Below are 19351 nucleotides of genomic sequence, written 5' to 3'. Positions count from 1 at the left end.
TTCATACCTACCTCTCTTTATACTTTTTAATGTAAAAGGAGAGATCTATGTATCCAGCAGCTGAAAAGCGTTTTATACGGATAAATAAGATCACGATTATCGTTCTTTTCTTAGTAATAACAGCAGGAGGAGTCGTTCGGAGTACAGGTTCAGGAATGGGCTGCCCGGATTGGCCAAAATGTTTTAACAGGATTATCCCTCCAACAGATGCTTCTCAATTGCCTGAAGGTTTTGAGCAGCATTATGTAGAAGGTCGCATCAAGAAGAATGAACGCTTTGCCAAAATGATCGAAGCGTTTGGATATTCGCACTTAGCAGATCAAATTCGTCACGATGAAACAATCCATGAGCATGAAGAATTCAATGCTGTAAAAACTTGGACTGAATATATAAATCGTCTGACTGGAGTTTTAGCCGGTTTCAGTATGCTGTTTACAGCAATATATTCTTTTACTTATTGGAAAAAGAAAAAAGCCATAGTCATATGGAGCGTTCTTAATCTTATTGTCGTTGTTATACAAGCCTGGTTAGGGTCGATTGTTGTTTCAACAAATCTTACCCCTTGGGTCATTACCATTCACATGTTGTTGGCTTTAATAATTGTTTGTATTGCTATACAGACGTATTATTGGGCGATTAAATTGCGAGACAACTCTTTCTTGAAGAATACCAATAAAGGGTTCACATGGATCACATTGATCTCACTGGCAATTTTAGTTATTCAAGTAGTATTTGGTACTGATGTTCGGGAGATAATCGACCATCTTAATCAACAAGGAGTACAACGTAGCGAATGGATTGATTCTATTGGGTTACCTTATGTAACGCATAGACTCTTAGCATATGTCACCTTAGCCTTGAGTGTGTTTTTATACTTCAAGATTAAGTCTTCAGAATTGATCAATACAGTTCAATTCAAGTATGCGAAGATTTCATTGGTATTAGTTTGTATCCAAATGTTGTCAGGGATAATATTGGCTAGGTTTCATGTTCCCGCAGTGGCACAAACAGTGCATTTGGTAATTGCAAGTTTATTGGTTGGTTCACAATATTATTTATTGTTGATCCTAAACAAACCAGAGAAAGCATTATCAACAACGGTTTAGGGATTTATTTTGGTTATGAAGGAATTTATTTCAGATTTTAACAAACTTGTCAAGCTGAGGCTTACGCTAACAGTTGTGTTCTCTGCCTCCATTTCATTTTTGATTGGAGCAACACAGCAAGGTGATATCATCTGGTTTAATTGGGCGTTGTTGACTATTGGAGGTTTTTTGGTAACAGGTGCTGCTAATGGATTTAACGAGATCATCGAAAGAGATCTGGATAAATTGATGAAGCGTACCGAGGATAGACCATTACCTGCAGGAAGGATGACCACAGGACAGGCTTTGATTTTAAGCGTGTTCATGGGAATAGCTGGGACATTGATCTTAGTAGAATTGAATTTTATTGCAGGTTTATTATCTGTGTTTTCAATTTTCCTGTATGCCTTTGTCTATACCCCATTAAAACAAAAATCACCAATAGCAGTGTGGGTAGGAGCGATTCCAGGAGCATTGCCACCACTTATCGGTTATTACGCTGCATTTGAATCTGCAGGATTCGGATTAGCTTATGCCGAAGTTAGTGAACAGGCAATCGTAATTACGCCTTTAGTATTGTTTACCATTCAGTTCTTCTGGCAATTCCCCCATTTCTGGGCGATTGCTTGGGTATCTGATGACGATTACAAAAGAGCAGGGTTCAGGTTGCTGCCTACGACGAGAAAGGATAAATTATCAGCATGGTTCATTTTTGTTTCATGTCTGCTAATGATTCCAATTGGTTTTCTTCCGATGTATTTTGGAATCGGCGGATGGGTTTTCACCATTCTTTCCTTAATAGGAGGATTACTTTTCACCTGGTATGGTTATCAACATCTACACAAGATGGAGGTCAGTACAGCGAAAAAGATTATGTTTACTTCTTTTGCTTATTTGCCCTTAACTCAATTAGTGTTGTTGTTTGATTTTATACCTTTTAAATAAAAAATGGATTTACAATTATCGATGGATAAGCAAGAGTTGATGAATGAAGAACTATTAAAATCAAGAAAAGCTAAGAAGTTTAATCTTTGGCTTGGAATGATTGGTATGTTCATGATGTTTGCTGCTTTGACAAGTGGATTTATAGTATATACTGCGAGTGGTGTAGATAAGGGTATCAAAACTATCTTACCATATGCATTCATCTATAGTACCACAGTAATTGTATTAAGTAGTATTAGCATGCACTTAGCTTACAAAGCGGTAAAAGCTAATCAAATATCAAAACAAAAGACCTACTTATTGATTACTATTGTATTAGGGGTAGTTTTCTTTTGGTTACAAGTCGAAGCTTGGTCTGTATTGTTTCATAGAGGGATTACCTTTGTGAACTCTAATGCTTCGCAGTCGTTCATATACGTATTTACAGGCTTACACTTGGCCCACATCATAGCCGGAATATTGGTGTTGGTTAGATGTTATATTGGAGCAATGCGCAAAATTGCCCTTGATAACAATATCTTCCGGATGGAACTTGCCTCTATATTTTGGCATTTTCTAGGTCTATTATGGATTTATATTTATGTTTTCTTACTTTTGAATCAATAACAGTAAACAATGAGTACAACAGTATCGCAATTGGATAAGGTAAAACAAGGACCTTGGAGCGGAGGTAAATCACCTTGGAACTTAGAGTATGGAAAGATCATGATGTGGTTTTTCCTAGTATCAGATGCATTTACATTCTCTGCATTCTTGATTTATTATGGTGCTCAAAAATTTGCGCAACCTACCTGGGTTGATGCGGATAAGGTATTCCAATCTATTCCGGGTATCGCAGATTCAGGTCAACCTTTGGTTTTCGTGGGTATCATGACTTTTATTTTGATCATGTCTTCCGTTACTATGGTACTTGCCGTAGAAGCAGGACATCGAAATTCAAAGCAAGAGGTTGTCAAATGGATGTTATGGACTATTTTAGGTGGTCTAATGTTCATAGGCTGTCAGGCTTTAGAGTGGAGCCACTTACATCACATGGGCTTCTGGTTCGGTCAAAATCCAGCAACTGGATTGACGGATGATGATGCCATTGTGAAGGCACTCCAACCTTATTTTACTAAGGACATTTCTTACACAGCTGCCTTGCAGTTCTCTAATCTATTCTTTACCATTACAGGTTTCCACGGATTCCACGTATCAATCGGTATATTGTTGAACATTATTGTGTTGAGCATGACCTTAAACAATACGTTTGAAAGAAGAGGAACTTACCTAATGATTGAAAAAGTAGGTTTATACTGGCACTTTGTGGATTTAGTTTGGGTATTCGTATTTACCTTCTTCTACCTAGTATAATTTTTGTAAGAATTATTTTAAAATTCATTGAACATGACTAATCACGAAAATATATCAGAACACGATGCGCATGCGCATGGCGAAGGAATGGATAAAAAACGTATCTGGAGTGTATTCTTTGTTCTATTAGCTTTAACAGCATTAGAATTCTTAATCGCTTTAGGTTTTGTACACCACTGGGGAATCATACAAAAAGGAATGCTAGTGAATACAATCTATATTGTATTGACATTGGTAAAAGCTTATTATATCGTAGCATTCTTCATGCACTTGAAGTTCGAGAAATCTAGCTTTATCGTAACTTGTGCAGTAGTATTTTTCTTTATTATCTATTTCATTATATTAATGTTGGTTGAAGGTGGTTATTTACACACTGTAATGACTCATCAACCTACTTTCCCACATCAATAAGCATATAAGTAATGAGTAAAACTACTCGTTCAAAAAATATATCAAAATTAATAATCCTGGCACTTGTTCTATTTGTGCCAGGTTTTTTATATATACTGGTTAATAAAATGGGCTCCAACGAGTACATTAAGCTGCCAGTTTTTGGAGAGAAAAAGCTTTCTGGTGAAATGCGCCGTGTGATGGGAAGAGAAATCCCTGACACCGTATTCCACCAATTAAGTCCGGTTGAGTTTATGAATTATGACAATAAACCGGTTAAATTCCTTGGTACTGACACAGCCGTTTCAGTAGTTCATTTATTCTATACCAGAGATCAAGGTCTTTCTAAGCAATTGGTTCATGATATGAGTACCATTGCAGTTAGATTCAAATCGAATCCGAAGGTTGAACTTTATTCTATATCAGTTGATCCGAATGATTCGTCAGCAGATCTAGAAAAGTTTATTGCGCCTTACAAGAAAGACAAAAATCCACTTTGGTTTGTCGTAAATAAACCAAGTGTAGATATCTTTGAATTTGCAAGAACTGCAATGCTCATTGAAGCCATGCCAGTACCAGCGGATAGCACAAAATTTATTATCAGCAACCAATTTGTCTTGATAGATTCTGAGAAAAGAATCAGAGGTTTCTATGATATCAGTCTTCGATCAGAATTGGATCGCCTAGAAGATGAGATCAAAGTACAATTGGTTGAAGAGGTTAGAAATAATCCATTAAAAGTAGAGAGAAAGTAATTATGGGAATGACTGAAGAAGAAAAGAAGTATAAAGGCATAATCTGGACCCTGTCTGTAATTATTCCTCTAGCGGTTGCTGCCTTATTTGGCATAAACCTTCAAAAGATGGGCTATGATGTGGAACCCCTAAGTTTTCTGCCTCCGATTTATGCTACCATCAATGGATTGACAGCAGTATGCTTGGTAATCGCAGTTGCTGCCATCAAAAGAGGAAATGTCAAGATGCACGAAAACTTGATTAAGTTGTGCATGGTTTTCTCTTCCTTGTTTCTGCTGATGTATGTAGCTTATCACATGACTTCCACATCCACAAGTTATGGTGGCGAAGGAGCAATAAGGTATGTGTATTTTTTCATTCTTGTGACACATATCATTTTATCGATCGTCATTATCCCATTCGTATTATTTACTTTTGTTAGAGGGATTGCAGGTGCCTATGAGCGTCATAAGAAGCTAGCACGCATCACTTATCCTATGTGGCTTTATGTTGCAGTTACAGGAGTAATTGTGTATCTCATGATTTCTCCGTATTACACGCATTAATAGATTGAGATATGAAGAAAGTTTGGATTTATCAGGCAGATCGATTTTTTACCCAGCCCGAGCATGAGATTGCTCAAGCTAAATTAGATTCTTTTATCAAAGAATGGACTGCGCACGGTAGTCAGTTAGCAGGCAAGGCAGAAATTATCAATAACCTCTTTATTGTATTGACCGTTGACGAAGAGATCGCTCAGGTCACTGGATGTTCTATTGATAAGTCAGTCAGGATCCTGAAAGAGCTGGAGGAAGAATTGAACATTGGTCTGTTCAACAGGACCTTGATCAGCTACCGTGATAGTGAAAACAATATACAATTGGTTTCAAGGGATGTTTTTGAAGCGCTGTGCAAGGAAGGTGAAGTAAATGCTGAAACCATTGTCTTCAACAATTTAGTGCAAACTGAAGAAGAATTAGTGAACAATTGGCAGGTCCCAATGAAAAACAGTTGGCATGCCACTGTATTTAAATAGAAATTTCAAGAAAAAAACATAAAGGGCTTTGCAATCTGCAAAGCCTTTCTGTTTTTATAACTGTTATTTCGATTACTTTTTGTCGATGCTAAGTTTTCCAGGCCCCATAATGGCGAATGCGATATAGACGATCATGAACTCAATCGCGTGTGATGCTCCAGACAGACCATCACCTTTGGCAAGATGGTTCAATGTAGCCACCAACATGGTCAAGGCCAAAATAATGGCTGCTGGTCTTGTCCACAAACCTAATATCAATAACAGAGATCCTAGGGACTCTGCTAATCCTGCGGTAAATCCAAAAATAGTAGGCATAAAGTCAATCCCTAAGTTTCCCATTGATTTACCAATTGCAGTCCATTTTTCTGGACCACCCATTAACTTCTGTAGGCCGTGAAAGGCAATCATGGTCAATCCGAATCCTATGCGAATTATTAATAGACCTAAATCTGTTCTTGAATTTTTCATATTGAATAATAAGTGTCTGTAACTGAAGCGAAGATACATATTTTCAGAAATAGCTTCCATTATCATAGATCAAGAAGATAAAATTTTTGAATTATGGAATTATTTTTTTGTATTCTTCATGAAAATCACCATAGAAATAGCAGAATACTCCAAATTGCCTTATCTTTGTTCTCTGAGCTGAAAATGGCTCGATATTAATCATTAATTGCAATCAAATTGGATATATTCAGTAAACAACGTTATACCATTACATCTGCATTGCCGTATGCCAATGGTCCACTTCACATAGGCCACCTTGCTGGGGCTTATATTCCAGGAGATATTTTCGTGCGATTCTTAAGATTAAACAACAAAGACGTTGTTTATGTTTGTGGATCGGACGAGCATGGCGCTGCAATCACGATTAAAGCCAAGAAGGAGGGCGTAACTCCTCAAGAAATCATCGATAAATACAACCAACAGATCAAAGATAGCTTTGAACAGTTTGGTATTTCTTTCAATATCTATCACCGTACTTCTGAGCCTATTCATCATCAATTGTCCCAAGAATTCTTCTTGAACCTTTACGAAAAAGGAGAGTTTATCGAACGATATTCTGAACAATATTATGATGAAGAATACCATCAGTTTTTAGCAGACCGTTATATCGTAGGGACCTGTCCGCACTGTGGAAATGAAGGCGCCTATGGTGACCAATGCGAAAAATGTGGTACCTCACTTAATCCGACAGATCTGATCAACCCTAAATCGACCCTTAGTGGTAAAGCTCCGGTATTAAAGGAAACAAAACATTGGTATTTGCCTTTGGATAAATATCAACCTTGGTTAGAGAAATGGTTGATCGAAGGCAAAAAAAATGAATTGAAATCAAATGTATTCGGACAATGCCAATCATGGTTGAAATCCGGATTGCAACCACGTTCTATGACCCGCGACTTGGATTGGGGGGTAGATGTTCCTCTGGATGAAGCTGAAGGGAAGAAATTATATGTTTGGTTGGATGCTCCAATCGGATATATCTCTGCGACCAAGCAATGGGCCATCGATGAAGGAAAGGATTGGGAGAAATATTGGAAACAACAATCCAACCCTGAGGACAATTCAACATTGATCCATTTCATCGGGAAAGACAACATTGTCTTCCACTGTATTATTTTCCCAGCAATCTTACACGCTCATGGCGAGTATATCCTCCCTGAGAATGTTCCTGCCAATGAATTCTTGAACCTAGAAGGGGATAAACTTTCCACCTCAAGAAACCATGCCGTATGGTTGCACGAATACTTAGAGGAATTCCCAGGTAAGCAAGATGAATTAAGATATATGCTGACCTCTATCCTTCCTGAAACCTCAGATTCTGAATTTACTTGGAAAGATTTCCAGGCACGTGTAAACAATGAGCTGGTTGCCATTTATGGTAACTTCGTAAACCGTGTGATGGTTCTTTCCCATAAATATTTTGAAGGAAAGGTACTATTGGGCTCTCCATTGACTGAATCTGATCAAGCGGTATTAAATGAACTTGCTACCTATCCAGGATTGATTAAGCAATCGCTATCCCAATACAGATTCCGCGAGGCCTTAGCACAGTTTATGAGCGCAGCACGCTTAGGTAATAAATACTTGGCTGATGAAGAACCTTGGAAAGTAATCAAACAAGACGAAGAACGTGTGAAAACCGTATTATTCGTAGCTAGTCAAATTGTTGCAAACCTTGCCTTATTAGGCCAGCCTTTCTTGCCTTTCACTTCTACGAAAGTCTTTGAAATGCTGAACTTAGCCGCTCAGAATTGGGATGAAGCAGGAAAATCTGATCTATTGGAATCGGGCCATCAATTAGGTGAAACCCAATTGTTGTTCGATAAGATTACCGATGAACAAGTAGAGTTCCAATTGAATAAATTAGCCAATGCCAAAGCAAGCAATGCCTTAGCTGCACCTAAAGCAGAGCAAAAAGCGAATATCAACTTCGATGAATTCATGAAAATGGATATCCGTGTTGGTAGAATCCTGACTGCAGAGAAAGTCGCTAAAACTAAAAAGCTTTTGAAATTGACCATCGATACAGGCATTGATAAGCGTACGGTTGTTTCGGGTATTGCGGAATACTTTACGCCTGAAGAAATCGTAGGGAAACAAGTGTCCATCTTAGTCAATCTTGAACCAAGAGAAATTAAAGGGATCCAATCTCAGGGTATGATCTTGATGGCTGAAGATGCAGATGGCCGTCTAGACTTTGTTAGACCAAATACAGATATCTCCGCTGGAAGTATCGTAAGATAATCATTAACATAATTGAAATAGGAAAAGGCTGGTCTCATCGACCAGCCTTATTATTTATAGCGCTTTTTCTTCTTCTTTTTTCTGTCCAGTACCTGTAAACAGGATCAACAAAACAAACAACACAAAGGAAGGGACTACCCAACCTAATTCATATTGAAAGAATGGAATATGGTTCAGGGTTGAAATCATGCTTTCACTCAATAAGTTGAAATGTTTGGCCAATGATAAACAGGCAATAACGGTCGAACCGATCAAAGCAGCCACATAAGGCTTTTTGTTTTTCACAAAGCTTCCAAAGAAAACCGTGTATAGAACCAATGTGATGACAATCGGATACACAAAAGTTAGGATAGGATAAGCAAAGGAAATAATATTATCTACACCTGTAATAGAAAGCACACAAGATGCTACACAACATACAGTCACCAAAAGCTTATAACTCAATTTTCCTTTGGTCAATGAAGAAAAGAAGGTTCCCACAGCAGAAGTCAATGCAATGGCAGTCGTCAAACAAGCCAAAGCGATACTTACTGCGATGGCAATGGTTCCAAATGGTCCCATGATGGCACGTGAAATACGGATCAGCAATTCCGATCTCTTGATCGCCAAATCCTCGATTCCAGAAGTTGCACCAAGATAGATTAAACCTCCATATATAATGAAGAGGCAGGATGCAGCCAATATACCAGCTGCGATTACCACTTGGTTCTTTGATTTCACGCTCGTATAGCCCTTTGTGCGTGATGCCGTAATAATAATCCCGGCAAAGATCACAGACGCCAGCACATCCAAGGTTTGGTAGCCATCCACAAAACCTAAGGTAAAGGACTGCGCCGTATCCAAGGAAGATTCACTGAAATCTCCCATAGGGGAGAATAGACCCATGGCAATCAAGCTAATCAATAAGACCAGCAGCAATGGCGTCAATAGATTCCCGATAATATCTACCACTTTTGATGGCGCAATGGTCAATAACCAAGTCACTGCAAAAAAGGCAATCGAGGTCCAAAGGGGATCCGCATTAGGGAATGATGGCAATATTCCAACTTCAAAGGTTGTAGCTGCCGTCCTGGGAATGGCAATCAGCGGCCCAATACAGAGCATGATGACGGTTCCTAAGATGGGTGAAAGAAATTTGTTGATCCTAGTACCAAGATCCTCAAATGATTCCCCAGAATTTACAACGGAGAGTATTCCGAAAAAAGGCAATAATATTCCGGTCAGGCCAAATGCCAAGATGGTGATCCAGACATGGTCTCCAATTTGTATTCCGATATAAGGGGGGAGTAATAAGTTTCCAGCTCCGAAGAACATGGCAAATAAGGCAAAACCTATCGTGATTATGTCTCTAGTTTTCTTCAAAATGATTAGGTATAAAAAATTTCAATTAATTGTTTGGCCTCCTTGACATCATGGACCCTCAATATTTGGGCACCACGTTCCAGAAGCAAGGTGTTAAGTGCGATTGTTCCAGGTAATACTTGGTCCGGGGTAGATTTTATTTTTTTGTAGAGCATAGATTTTCTGGAAATACCTCCTAAAAGAGGTAACCCGAAATAATGAAGCTCTTGGATGCGCATCAGTAACTCATAATTCTGTTCAATGGTCTTGGCAAAACCATAACCAGGATCAAGGATGATATCCTTTACCCCTAATTCCCTGAGTTTTGCAACATTGTTCCCCAGACTTACCGCTACATCGTTTACAACATCATCATAATCTGTCATTTGCTGCATGGTAGCCGGTGTTCCGCGCATATGCATCAAAATATAAGGAACTTGAAGCTTAGCAACCGTATTGAACATATCCACATCTAGACTCCCCCCTGAAATATCATTGATGATATGGACCCCAGCCTTTACACAGGCTTCGGCAACATCAGCCCGAAAGGTGTCAATAGATAGAATAGCTTTAGGAAATTGCTTATGTATGGCTTCAATAATTGGTATAGCGCGATCTAATTCTTCTTGATGACTTATTTCCTTTGCTCCAGGTCGGCTTGAATAAGCACCGATATCGATGATATCTGCCCCTTCGCCAATTAATCTCTCCGTATGCTCCAAGGCTAAGTCCAGCGATTGGTGCTGGCCCGCATCATAAAATGAATCTGGTGTCAGATTGAGAATGCCCATGATCCTTGGGACTTCAAAAGTCATGAGTTGATTGCCAAGGCGAATGCTCTGACAAGGAACAGGCTGAAAAACTGACATTTACGTAAGATTAATAAAAAAATAAGGCTGCAAATTCTCATTTGCAGCCCCCAAAATAAGTCTTTTGTGTCTACTTTACAACTAGAACACCATCTGCAACCAAAGAAATATCCTTTCTTGGCTGGTTAATTTTAGCAATTTCTTCTTTGCTCTTGCCCATATCCTCAGCATAATGCTTTTGCCACTCTACTGTGGTTTCTTTCACTTTTGCCTTGCCTTCCAATACCACAGTCTTGCCAATGATATCTTGAGGAACAAAATAAGCATAGTCTGTAAAACGTACCATGATCGGTTCTTTGCCTTCTTCTGTTTTCAGCGTCAGGAAACAACCTTTTTTCGTACATACCTGAACAACCTCGCCTTGAACTTTCCCTGTATAGGATTCCTTTCCAGCTAGGTTCTTTTCAAGTTGTTTGACAGAGATAGCGCCATTTTTATCTATTTTCTTACCATAGCTAACACCAGCTTTTGCTGGTTGAATGGAAGTTTGTGCATGGCTAAATGCAATGAATGCAACTGCACAGATCAGTAAAGAGATAATTTTTTTCATATTTTTTTTCTAATAAATTCAAATTTTCCACTCAGGTCCAATTTCATGATCGTCGAAGCCGTACCATTTGAAGGATCCTGTTGCCCAAATTTAACAACATAATCCACACCATTTACAATCTCATCAGAGACTTCCATAAAATTCCTTGCTGAGGCTTCTCCACTGATGTTTGCCGAGGTAGAAACTATAGGTTTTCTGAACCTTTGTAACAACTGCTCGCAAAAGGGATGGTTCACAACACGGATCCCAATACTGCCATCCTCTGCTACGACATTGGTGGCTAAGTTCTTTGCTTTGGAATAGATAATGGTCAAAGGCTTATCCGTTGCTTCCAATAATTCATAAGCAATTTCAGGAACCTCGCTCACATAGCTTTGTAATTGATTGTCATTGCCCAAAAGGATGATCATGCTCTTACCTTTATCTCTTCCTTTCAACGCAAATATCTTTTCAACAGCTTCTTGATTTGTCGCATCACAACCAATACCCCAAATGGTATCGGTAGGATACAGGATCAATCCCCCAGACTTCAGTGTTTCCAAAGCCTGATTCAAATCCTCTTTATCTATATAAGGTCTTTGCATCAGGGTGCTATACTGCTACATTATGATCACGAAGCGCATCATTTAATGAAGTCTTCTTATCGGTAGATTCTTTTCTCTGTCCAATGATCAATGCACAAGGTACTTGAAATTCTCCAGCAGGGAACTTCTTGGTATACGAACCTGGAATTACCACAGAACGCGCAGGTACATAGCCTTTATATTCTACAGGCTCCGAACCTGAAACATCAATGATTTTGGTAGATGCGGTCAATACCACGTTTGCACCTAGTACAGCTTCTTCCTCAACTCGAACGCCTTCAACGACAATCGCTCTTGATCCAACGAATACGTTGTCTTCAATAATTACTGGCGCTGCTTGTACAGGTTCTAATACACCACCAATACCAACACCACCGCTTAGGTGAACATTCTTGCCGATCTGAGCACATGAACCAACGGTTGCCCATGTATCCACCATCGTACCTTCACCAACATATGCACCAATATTCACATAAGAAGGCATCATGATGACTCCCTTAGACAAAAAAGCACCGTAACGGGCTGAAGCTCCAGGAACAACACGGACACCTAACTCCTTGTAATTTGTTTTTAATTTCATTTTGTCATGGTAGACAAAAGGATCATTCTTGATTACCTCCATATTACGGATAGGGAAATAAAGAATTACAGCTTTTTTAATCCAATCATTGACATACCAAGATTCTCCAACAGGTTCAGCAACACGTAATTCACCTTTGTCCAAGTGCTGAATTACGAATTCAATCGCCTCGTAGTATTCTTTGTACTCCAATAACTGTCTGTTCTCCCAAGCTTCTTCTATTAATTTTTGAAGGGTTGTATTATCTACCATAATATTCTTAAAAGTAATTTTAAATTATTAACAAATATGGAGATTTTTAATGATATGTAAGTTACAGAAGGGGCAAAATTAAGAAGATATGACTATTTTTGTAGGATGGCAGAGGCAGCAGACAAATTGCGGATTGATAAATACTTATGGGCAATTCGTATATTCAAAACCAGAAGTTTGGCAACAGAAGCTTGTAAAGCAGGGAAAGTTAAACTCAATGGCCAAAATGTAAAACCTTCCGCAATCGTTAAAGTAGGGGAAACCTATAGTATTCAGAAGGGAATTGAGCGTAAGGTCATTAAGGTTACTGGATTGCTCGAACGTAGGTCTGACGCCAAAACGGCTGTTCAATTTTATGAGGATCACACACCAGTAGAAGAAACCTATGCTTTCAAATCATCATTCCATGCACCTGTCCTGAAAAGAGACCGTGGAACTGGTCGACCTACTAAAAAGGACAGAAGGGAAATTGATGATCTGAAAAGTGATTGGTGGGAAGAAGATAATGATAACTAAACTTGAATTAAAGAAAGTATTCTTTTCTATTTTATATTTATTGGCACTGGTAGTACAACCTTCCTTTGCCCAATCCGTTGTGGATGTGAGCCCTAAAGACTCTGTGGAAAGGGAACTTAAGAAGGTACTAGGCAGAAAGATTGAATTCGAAAAGGAAAAATTGATGAAGATCTTCGAAATCAAGGAACGCCTGAAACTCATGCCATCCCCTGCCGATCGATATAACTTCCAAGAAAAACTTTATAACGAGTTCAAGACCTATCAAATCGACTCTGCTATCTTTTATGTCAATGAAAATAAAAAGCTAGCCCTACAATTGAATGATAACTTTAAAAAGAATGAAGTCGATATCCAATTGGCAAGCTTATACTCCTCTGCGGGTCGATTCATCGAATCAAACGAAATCCTAAAAGGTATCCCAAGGCATAGCCTCTCCAGTGAACAGGAGGCTGATTATTACCGTGCTTTCTCCGATTTCTATTCCCATTATGGACAAAGTACCAACCACTATAATTATTTTAGCCTGAGCGAAGTCTACCGCGATTCCTTGCTCAACGTTCTTCCTAATGATTCCAAAGAACATCGAATAAGTTCTGCAACAAGAGCATTATTTGGGAATAATTTCGAAAAGGCGGAAAATGAATTGCTGCAATTATTGAGTGAATATAAAGATACCGACCATGAACGGGCTGTAATTGCCTATTTATTAGGATTGCTCTATAAAAACAAAGATGACCAAGAAAAACAGATCTACTATTTAGGTCTTTCTGCCATCACCGATGTTAAAAATACGGTTAAGGATAATGCTTCTATGCAAAGTCTCGCCTTGGTCTATTTTGAAAGAAATGAAATCGATAAGGCATACCTCTTTATTCAGGAAGCCATGGAAGATGCCCTTTTCTGTAATGTGAGATTTAGGACCATCGAAAACTCCTCTTTTTATCCGATTATCAATTCTGCTTTTCAGGAAAAAGAACAAGCTAATAAAAATCAGCTCAAAAACTTCCTGTACACCATATCCCTGATGTCCATCCTGCTTTTGGTCGCCTTCATCATATTATATATGCAGATGAAGCGCTTGAAAAAAACCAGAAAGGACCTGAAAAACCTAAATGACGAATTGCAAGGCCTAAATGCCCAATTGTTAAAAGTCAATCAAGACCTTCAGGAGTCAAACCATATTAAGGAAGAGTATATGGCGCAGTTTTTTGAATTATGCTCCGCCTATATCGATAAATTAGATAATACCCGAAAAGGCATCTTAAAAAAGATCTCCAATAACCAATTGGATGAACTCAGTAAGGAATTGAAATCTCAAGATTTTATCAAGACCGAACTTGATGACCTCTATCACAACTTCGACGTGATTTTCCTGAACCTTTATCCAACCTTTATTCAAGAGTTCAACAACCTGTTAAAACCCGAAGAAAGATTAACCTTGAAACATGATGAATTGCTGAATTCTGAACTCCGTATTTTTGCGTTGATCCGTCTCGGTATTTCTGATTCCACCAAGATTGCTAGGTTCCTCCGCTACTCTTTGCGTACGGTTTATAACTATAGAGTTAAGGTCCGTAACAAAGTTTTAGGTACCAAAGAGGACTTCGATGAACAGATTAAGGAGATTGGTAACCTAAAATTTTAGCAAAACCCTTTACTTTTTTTCTTTTTAAAAGCGCCTAATAACCTGTAAAACAATGCTTATTGATTTACTTTGGTTACTTTTTTGTTTTCACCCACCGCAAATGCTCACTAAAAATTAGCACCCTGCTTAACTTTGGATTGGGAAGTTTAGGTATACCCTAAATTATTTTATTAATCTCATAACTGATTATAAGACGTATGAAACTTTTTACTAAAGTTAGTATCGGTCTTTTCCTTTTTATGGTATCTGTTTTTTCAAATTTTGCCTTCGCGCAAAATGGAATTCGAGTTTCAGGAAAGGTTATAGACGAAGCCAACAATGAACCAATTATTGGGGCTACCATTACCGTTATCGGAGGTTCTGCATCTACCTCTTCAGATAACACGGGACTATTTACACTCGAGAATGTTCCGGCAAATTCAAAACTTCGAGTTTCTTATCTAGGCTATAAAAGCCAAGAAGTAATTGCACAGGCAGAAATGACCATCACTTTGAGCCCAGAAACAAATACGCTGGAAGATGTCGTTGTTATCGGTTATGGTGCAGTTAAAAGAAAAGATGTAACAGCCGCTATCTCCTCCGTATCATTGGAAGACCTTGACGAAAGACCAATTGTCAATGCCAACCAAGCTATCCAGGGTAAAGCAGCAGGGGTAACCGTTTCTCAACCTTCTGGTGCTCCAGGTGGTGGAACTTCTATCCGTATCCGTGGTACGACTTCCTTCAACGGAAGTAATGACCCGTTGTATGTTGTTGATGGAGTAACCGTTGACAATATCAATTTCCTTTCGCCTAATGATATCGCTGATATGCAGATCCTAAAAGATGCATCGTCAGCTTCTATCTACGGGTCGAGAGCTGCAAACGGGGTTATCTTGATCACTACCAAACAAGGTAGAGTTGGAAATCCAAAGATTACTTTAAATGCTTTAGCCACTCAAAATAGAGTGACCAACAGCATTACGCCCTTAAATACAGCGCAATACAAAGAGTTGATGGATGAGATCGGCATTGTGAAATTGCCTGATGGATTGACGGATCAAACAGATTGGTTCGATGAAACCTTCAGCAATGGATTGACCCAAGATTATCAGCTTTCCATTTCAGACGGTTCGGATAGAATCAAATACTTCCTTTCCGGTGGCTATGTAAACGATAAAGGGATCGTTCATTCCACATTCTACAAACGTTATAACTTCAGGGGTAACATTGAAAATAAAGTGAGGGATTGGTTAACAGTGAATGCTAACTTCTCCTATGCTGACTATAACGGAAACGGAATGGTGGAAGGTACAGGTTCCAATAGAGGTGGTGTTGTGCTTTCTGCTATCAATACGCCGACTTTTGCTCCGATCATGGACCCTTTCAATCCAAAACAGTTCTATAATAACTTCTATGGTCTGAACGTGACGTCTCCACTGGAGAATTTAGCGACCACTGGAAATAACCGCAACCGTGAAAACAGATTGATTGGATCAGGTTCGGCAACAGTACACATTACTCCTGGATTGAACTTCAAAACTTTATTCGCGTTAGACAGAAGAAATGCTTTTTCATCTACTTTCTTGGACCCATTGTCTACTTCATGGGGTAGAAACCAATTCGGTGAAGCAACGGATTCTAGAAACATGAATACCGTAATCACCTTTGATAACACTTTGACTTACAATAAAAGCTTTGATAAACATAACTTCGAAGCCATGGCTGGTACAGCTTGGTTAAGCTCAAACTATACCAACAGTTATATCCTAGGTTCGCACTTTAGAAATGATTTGATCGAAACCTTGAATGTGGCCAATAAAATCTCTTGGACTGGTACAGGTTCATCAGCATCTGATTGGGCAATGATGTCTTATTTCGGACGTCTTTCCTATAACTATGATGGCAAATATTTGGTAACCGCCAATTTAAGATCTGATGGTTCCTCTAAATTACACCCAAGCAAAAGATGGTCTATGTTCCCATCGGTTTCGGCCGCTTGGCGTTTATCGTCGGAGGAATTCCTAAGTGATGTGCCTTGGATGAACGACTTAAAACTTCGTGGAGGTTGGGGTCAAACAGGTAACCAATCGGGTATAGGTGATTATGCATACTTACAACGCTATAATATTATCCGTTCCCCATGGTTCGAAGAAGGTAAAACCAACGATTTAGCTTCCGTAACTCCAGAAAACCTAAGAACAATTGACTTAGGTTGGGAAAGAACCACACAAACTGGGGTAGGTTTAGACTTTACAGGTTTCAACAATAGATTGACCGTAAACTTAGATTACTACTACAAGAACACAACTGATATGTTGATGTGGGTGGATCTTCCAGGTAGTGGTAATATCTCCCAAATCCAAAGAAATGAGGGTGAAATGACCAACCGTGGTTTTGAAACCAATATCAATGCCGATATCTTAAAAGGCGAAGGCCTAACTTGGTCTTCAGGTTTTAATATCTCTTTCAACAGAAATAAATTCACCAAATTGGTGCTGAAACCTGTTTATTTCGATGCTAGAACCACTGACTATGTCAATGAAACCGTAGTAAGAAACGAAGCAGGAAGACCTGTAGGCGGTTTCTTTGGTTATGTCAGCGAAGGCGTAAATCCTGAAACGGGTGATATGATCTATTCCGATATCAATGGCGATGGAAAAGTGACTGTCAACGATAAAACTTATATCGGTGATCCTAACCCTAACTTCACTTTCGGATTTACCAATAATCTTTCCTACAAAGGATTGAACCTCAATATCTTTATCCAAGGTTCTCAAGGCAATGATATCTACAACGTTTCCAGAATGGAAATGGAAGGCATTTACGATGGTAAAAACCAATCTACACGTGTTCTTCAACGTTGGAGAGTCCCAGGTCAAGTTACCGAAGTGCCTCGTGCTGGTTATGATATGAAAAACTCCTCATACTTCGTAGAAGATGGAAGTTATATCCGCTTGAAAAACATCTCCCTTTCCTATAACATCAAAGCTCCAGCTTTGTCAAAAATTGGAATTAACAAATTGGCACCGTTTATCTCAGCCACCAACTTAATTACCTTGACAAAATACACCGGCTTGGATCCAGAGGTTAACCAATGGGGGAATTCAGGTAGGGTGCAAGGTTTAGATTGGGGTACATATCCTCAAACTAGGTCGTTCGTGTTTGGATTAAATATGGAGTTCTAAGATTAAGATGATGAGAACAATGAAATTTAATATAATGAAGAAGATGCTGATCGCAGTACTCGGTACTGTGGCCATCTCAAGCTGCTCTCTTGATAAAGATCCTCTTGGTCAATATTCTGACGTGACCGAAGGGGTAAATGAAGAAGGAAAAAAAGTAGTCTTTAAAGACAAAGCCGCGGTAGATAACTACATGCAAGGCTTATATAATATCCTACGTGATAGACAGGAACATTGGTATCTTGACCAAATGCTGATTGCTGAATCGCATTCAGACAACGCATACGCAGGAACGACTGGTGCCGAGGTAGTGCCTTATGAAAATAATGGCATCGAAGGTTCCAATTCAGTTGTTCAGCGCGATTGGATCCGATACCTGGAAGATATTGCTAAACTCAATATCCTGATCGTTAATGTGGATTCGGTTGCTGACAATTCCCTGTCCTCAGCATTGCGTAAGCAATACAAAGCGGAAGCAAAAATTCAAAGAGCTTTGATTTTCTTTGATATGGTGCGTCTATGGGGCGATATCCCTTTGGTGACCACAGTGGGTAAAGACATCACCGCAGAAAATATCGAAGAGGTTTACGACGATTATTTCCCGAGCCAGACGCCTGAAAAAGAGGTTTACGAATTCTTGGCCAAGGAATTGGAAGAGGCCATCGTCGATGCGCCATCCAATAATGCCGCTAACAAAACAAAATTCTCCAAATCCGTAGCCAAAGCTTTATTAGCTAAGGTCTATGCTGAAAAACCAATCCGTAACTATGCAAAGGTTATTCAATATGTGGATGACTTAGCAGCAGATGGATTTGCTCTAGACGCAGATTATAAAAATTTGTTTGGAGTTCAAGAAGGAAATGCAGAACCATTGATCAGAAATAGCAAAGAGGCTATTTTAGAAACCCAATTCTTTGCGGGTAATGGTAACTGGGTAACCTGGATGTTTGGACGTGACTTATCAAACTACAATAGCAATTTTACATGGGCAAAATGGATCACTCCTTCAAGGGATTTAATAAATGCATTCACCCGCGAAGGAGATGAGATCCGCTACACAGAATCCATTGTGTATTACCAAGCTGGTTGGAGCAACTACTATCCGGCAAGCAACTACCCATTCATGTATAAAACTCGTTCGGCATTCAGTAACATCATCAAAATCCGTTATGCGGATCTGTTATTGCTGAAAGCTGAAGCATTGATCAATGGCGATAGCCCTAATCTTACAGCAGCAGCTGCAATTATCGATCAAGTTCGCCAACGTGTGAAACTTCCGAAATTGAGCAATGCCGTTAAAGGAAGCAAAGATGCCATGTTAAATGCCTTGTTGAGTGAGAGAAGATTAGAATTGGCTTTCGAAGGGCAACGCTGGTATGACTTGGTGCGCTTGAATAAAGTTGAATCGGTGATGAATGCAGTGTATGCAAAAGATTCAGGCAGAAAAGCCCAAGTTTATCCATTTACAGAGAATTCATATCGCTTGCCAATTCCGCAGTCGATTATAGATGAAAACCCTAAAATCAAGCAAAATCTAGGATATTAATACTGAAACT

The 19351-nt window shown here is 39.1% G+C and carries 19 protein-coding genes; 13 read left to right on the top strand and 6 right to left on the bottom strand.

Features of this window, described 5'->3' with window-relative positions; genetic code table 11:
• Positions 1-47 precede the first annotated feature (47 nt).
• From RT138_RS14980 to RT138_RS14945, 8 genes are all read left to right on the top strand, one after another.
• On the top strand, positions 48-1106 hold the full coding sequence (locus tag RT138_RS14980; protein ID WP_313191327.1) for a COX15/CtaA family protein: 1059 nt from the start codon (positions 48-50) through the stop codon (positions 1104-1106).
• Positions 1107-1121: 15 nt separating this feature from the next.
• On the top strand, positions 1122-2030 hold the full coding sequence (gene cyoE / locus RT138_RS14975) for a heme o synthase (RefSeq protein ID WP_313191326.1): 909 nt from the start codon (positions 1122-1124) through the stop codon (positions 2028-2030).
• Between the two features lie 3 nt (positions 2031-2033).
• A complete protein-coding gene (locus tag RT138_RS14970; RefSeq protein WP_313191325.1) occupies positions 2034-2636 on the top strand; it encodes a cytochrome c oxidase subunit 3 in 603 nt (200 codons plus the stop codon).
• Between the two features lie 9 nt (positions 2637-2645).
• Complete coding sequence (locus RT138_RS14965) at positions 2646-3383, top strand: cytochrome c oxidase subunit 3 (RefSeq protein ID WP_313191324.1); 738 nt, start codon at positions 2646-2648, stop codon at positions 3381-3383.
• Positions 3384-3416: 33 nt separating this feature from the next.
• Positions 3417-3794, top strand: a complete 378-nt coding sequence (locus tag RT138_RS14960) for a cytochrome C oxidase subunit IV family protein (RefSeq protein WP_185211309.1) — start codon at positions 3417-3419, stop codon at positions 3792-3794.
• A 107-nt stretch (positions 3795-3901) separates the two neighbouring features.
• Positions 3902-4528 carry an SCO family protein gene (locus RT138_RS14955; RefSeq protein WP_313191323.1) on the top strand — a complete coding sequence of 209 codons (627 nt, stop codon included), beginning with the start codon at positions 3902-3904 and terminating at the stop codon, positions 4526-4528.
• An 8-nt stretch (positions 4529-4536) separates the two neighbouring features.
• Positions 4537-5073: a DUF420 domain-containing protein gene (locus tag RT138_RS14950; protein WP_313191322.1), complete on the top strand. Its 537-nt coding sequence runs from the start codon at positions 4537-4539 to the stop codon at positions 5071-5073.
• A gap of 11 nt (positions 5074-5084) precedes the next feature.
• On the top strand, positions 5085-5543 hold the full coding sequence (locus RT138_RS14945; RefSeq protein ID WP_313191321.1) for an ABC transporter ATPase: 459 nt from the start codon (positions 5085-5087) through the stop codon (positions 5541-5543).
• 72 nt (positions 5544-5615) lie between these two features.
• Here RT138_RS14945 and RT138_RS14940 read toward each other — a convergent pair whose 3' ends face one another.
• The gene (locus tag RT138_RS14940) at positions 5616-6011 is read right to left on the bottom strand and encodes a DoxX family protein (protein WP_185211305.1); all 396 of its coding nucleotides are present in this window, start codon (positions 6009-6011) and stop codon (positions 5616-5618) included.
• Between the two features lie 216 nt (positions 6012-6227).
• Here RT138_RS14940 and metG point away from each other — a divergent pair, with 216 nt between their 5' ends.
• Entirely contained in the window at positions 6228-8294 is a 2067-nt protein-coding gene (gene metG / locus RT138_RS14935) for a methionine--tRNA ligase (RefSeq protein WP_313191320.1), read from the top strand.
• A gap of 54 nt (positions 8295-8348) precedes the next feature.
• Here metG and brnQ read toward each other — a convergent pair whose 3' ends face one another.
• From brnQ to RT138_RS14910, 5 genes are all read right to left on the bottom strand, one after another.
• Positions 8349-9656 carry a branched-chain amino acid transport system II carrier protein gene (gene brnQ / locus RT138_RS14930; RefSeq protein ID WP_313191319.1) on the bottom strand — a complete coding sequence of 436 codons (1308 nt, stop codon included), beginning with the start codon at positions 9654-9656 and terminating at the stop codon, positions 8349-8351.
• A 5-nt stretch (positions 9657-9661) separates the two neighbouring features.
• Positions 9662-10504, bottom strand: coding sequence for a dihydropteroate synthase (folP, locus tag RT138_RS14925; protein WP_313191318.1), 843 nt, complete (start codon positions 10502-10504; stop codon positions 9662-9664).
• A gap of 70 nt (positions 10505-10574) precedes the next feature.
• Positions 10575-11054, bottom strand: coding sequence for a DUF4920 domain-containing protein (locus tag RT138_RS14920; protein ID WP_313191317.1), 480 nt, complete (start codon positions 11052-11054; stop codon positions 10575-10577).
• Positions 11051-11638, bottom strand: coding sequence for an L-threonylcarbamoyladenylate synthase (locus RT138_RS14915; protein ID WP_313191316.1), 588 nt, complete (start codon positions 11636-11638; stop codon positions 11051-11053). The genes RT138_RS14920 and RT138_RS14915 overlap by 4 nt, the downstream gene beginning before the upstream one ends.
• A 7-nt stretch (positions 11639-11645) precedes the next feature.
• Positions 11646-12470 (bottom strand): 2,3,4,5-tetrahydropyridine-2,6-dicarboxylate N-succinyltransferase, encoded by an 825-nt coding sequence (locus tag RT138_RS14910; protein WP_254526534.1) that lies wholly within the window; start codon positions 12468-12470, stop codon positions 11646-11648.
• A 105-nt stretch (positions 12471-12575) separates the two neighbouring features.
• Between RT138_RS14910 and RT138_RS14905 the strand changes: the two genes are divergently transcribed.
• The 4 genes from RT138_RS14905 to RT138_RS14890 all read left to right on the top strand — a co-directional run bounded on the left by RT138_RS14905 (position 12576) and on the right by RT138_RS14890 (position 19341).
• On the top strand, positions 12576-12986 hold the full coding sequence (locus tag RT138_RS14905; protein ID WP_185211298.1) for an RNA-binding S4 domain-containing protein: 411 nt from the start codon (positions 12576-12578) through the stop codon (positions 12984-12986).
• Positions 12976-14631 (top strand): DUF6377 domain-containing protein, encoded by a 1656-nt coding sequence (locus RT138_RS14900; protein ID WP_313191315.1) that lies wholly within the window; start codon positions 12976-12978, stop codon positions 14629-14631. Before RT138_RS14905 ends, RT138_RS14900 begins: the two co-directional genes overlap by 11 nt.
• 197 nt (positions 14632-14828) lie before the next feature.
• Positions 14829-17798: a TonB-dependent receptor gene (locus tag RT138_RS14895; RefSeq protein WP_313191314.1), complete on the top strand. Its 2970-nt coding sequence runs from the start codon at positions 14829-14831 to the stop codon at positions 17796-17798.
• A 19-nt stretch (positions 17799-17817) separates the two neighbouring features.
• Complete coding sequence (locus RT138_RS14890) at positions 17818-19341, top strand: RagB/SusD family nutrient uptake outer membrane protein (protein WP_313191313.1); 1524 nt, start codon at positions 17818-17820, stop codon at positions 19339-19341.
• The last annotated feature ends 10 nt before the right edge of the window (positions 19342-19351 follow it).

This window comes from Sphingobacterium sp., assembly GCF_032065005.1.
Taxonomy (GTDB): Bacteria; Bacteroidota; Bacteroidia; order Sphingobacteriales; family Sphingobacteriaceae; genus Sphingobacterium.
The sequence above is the reverse complement of the archived record's forward strand: the minus strand, read 5'-3'. Positions and strand labels throughout refer to the sequence as shown.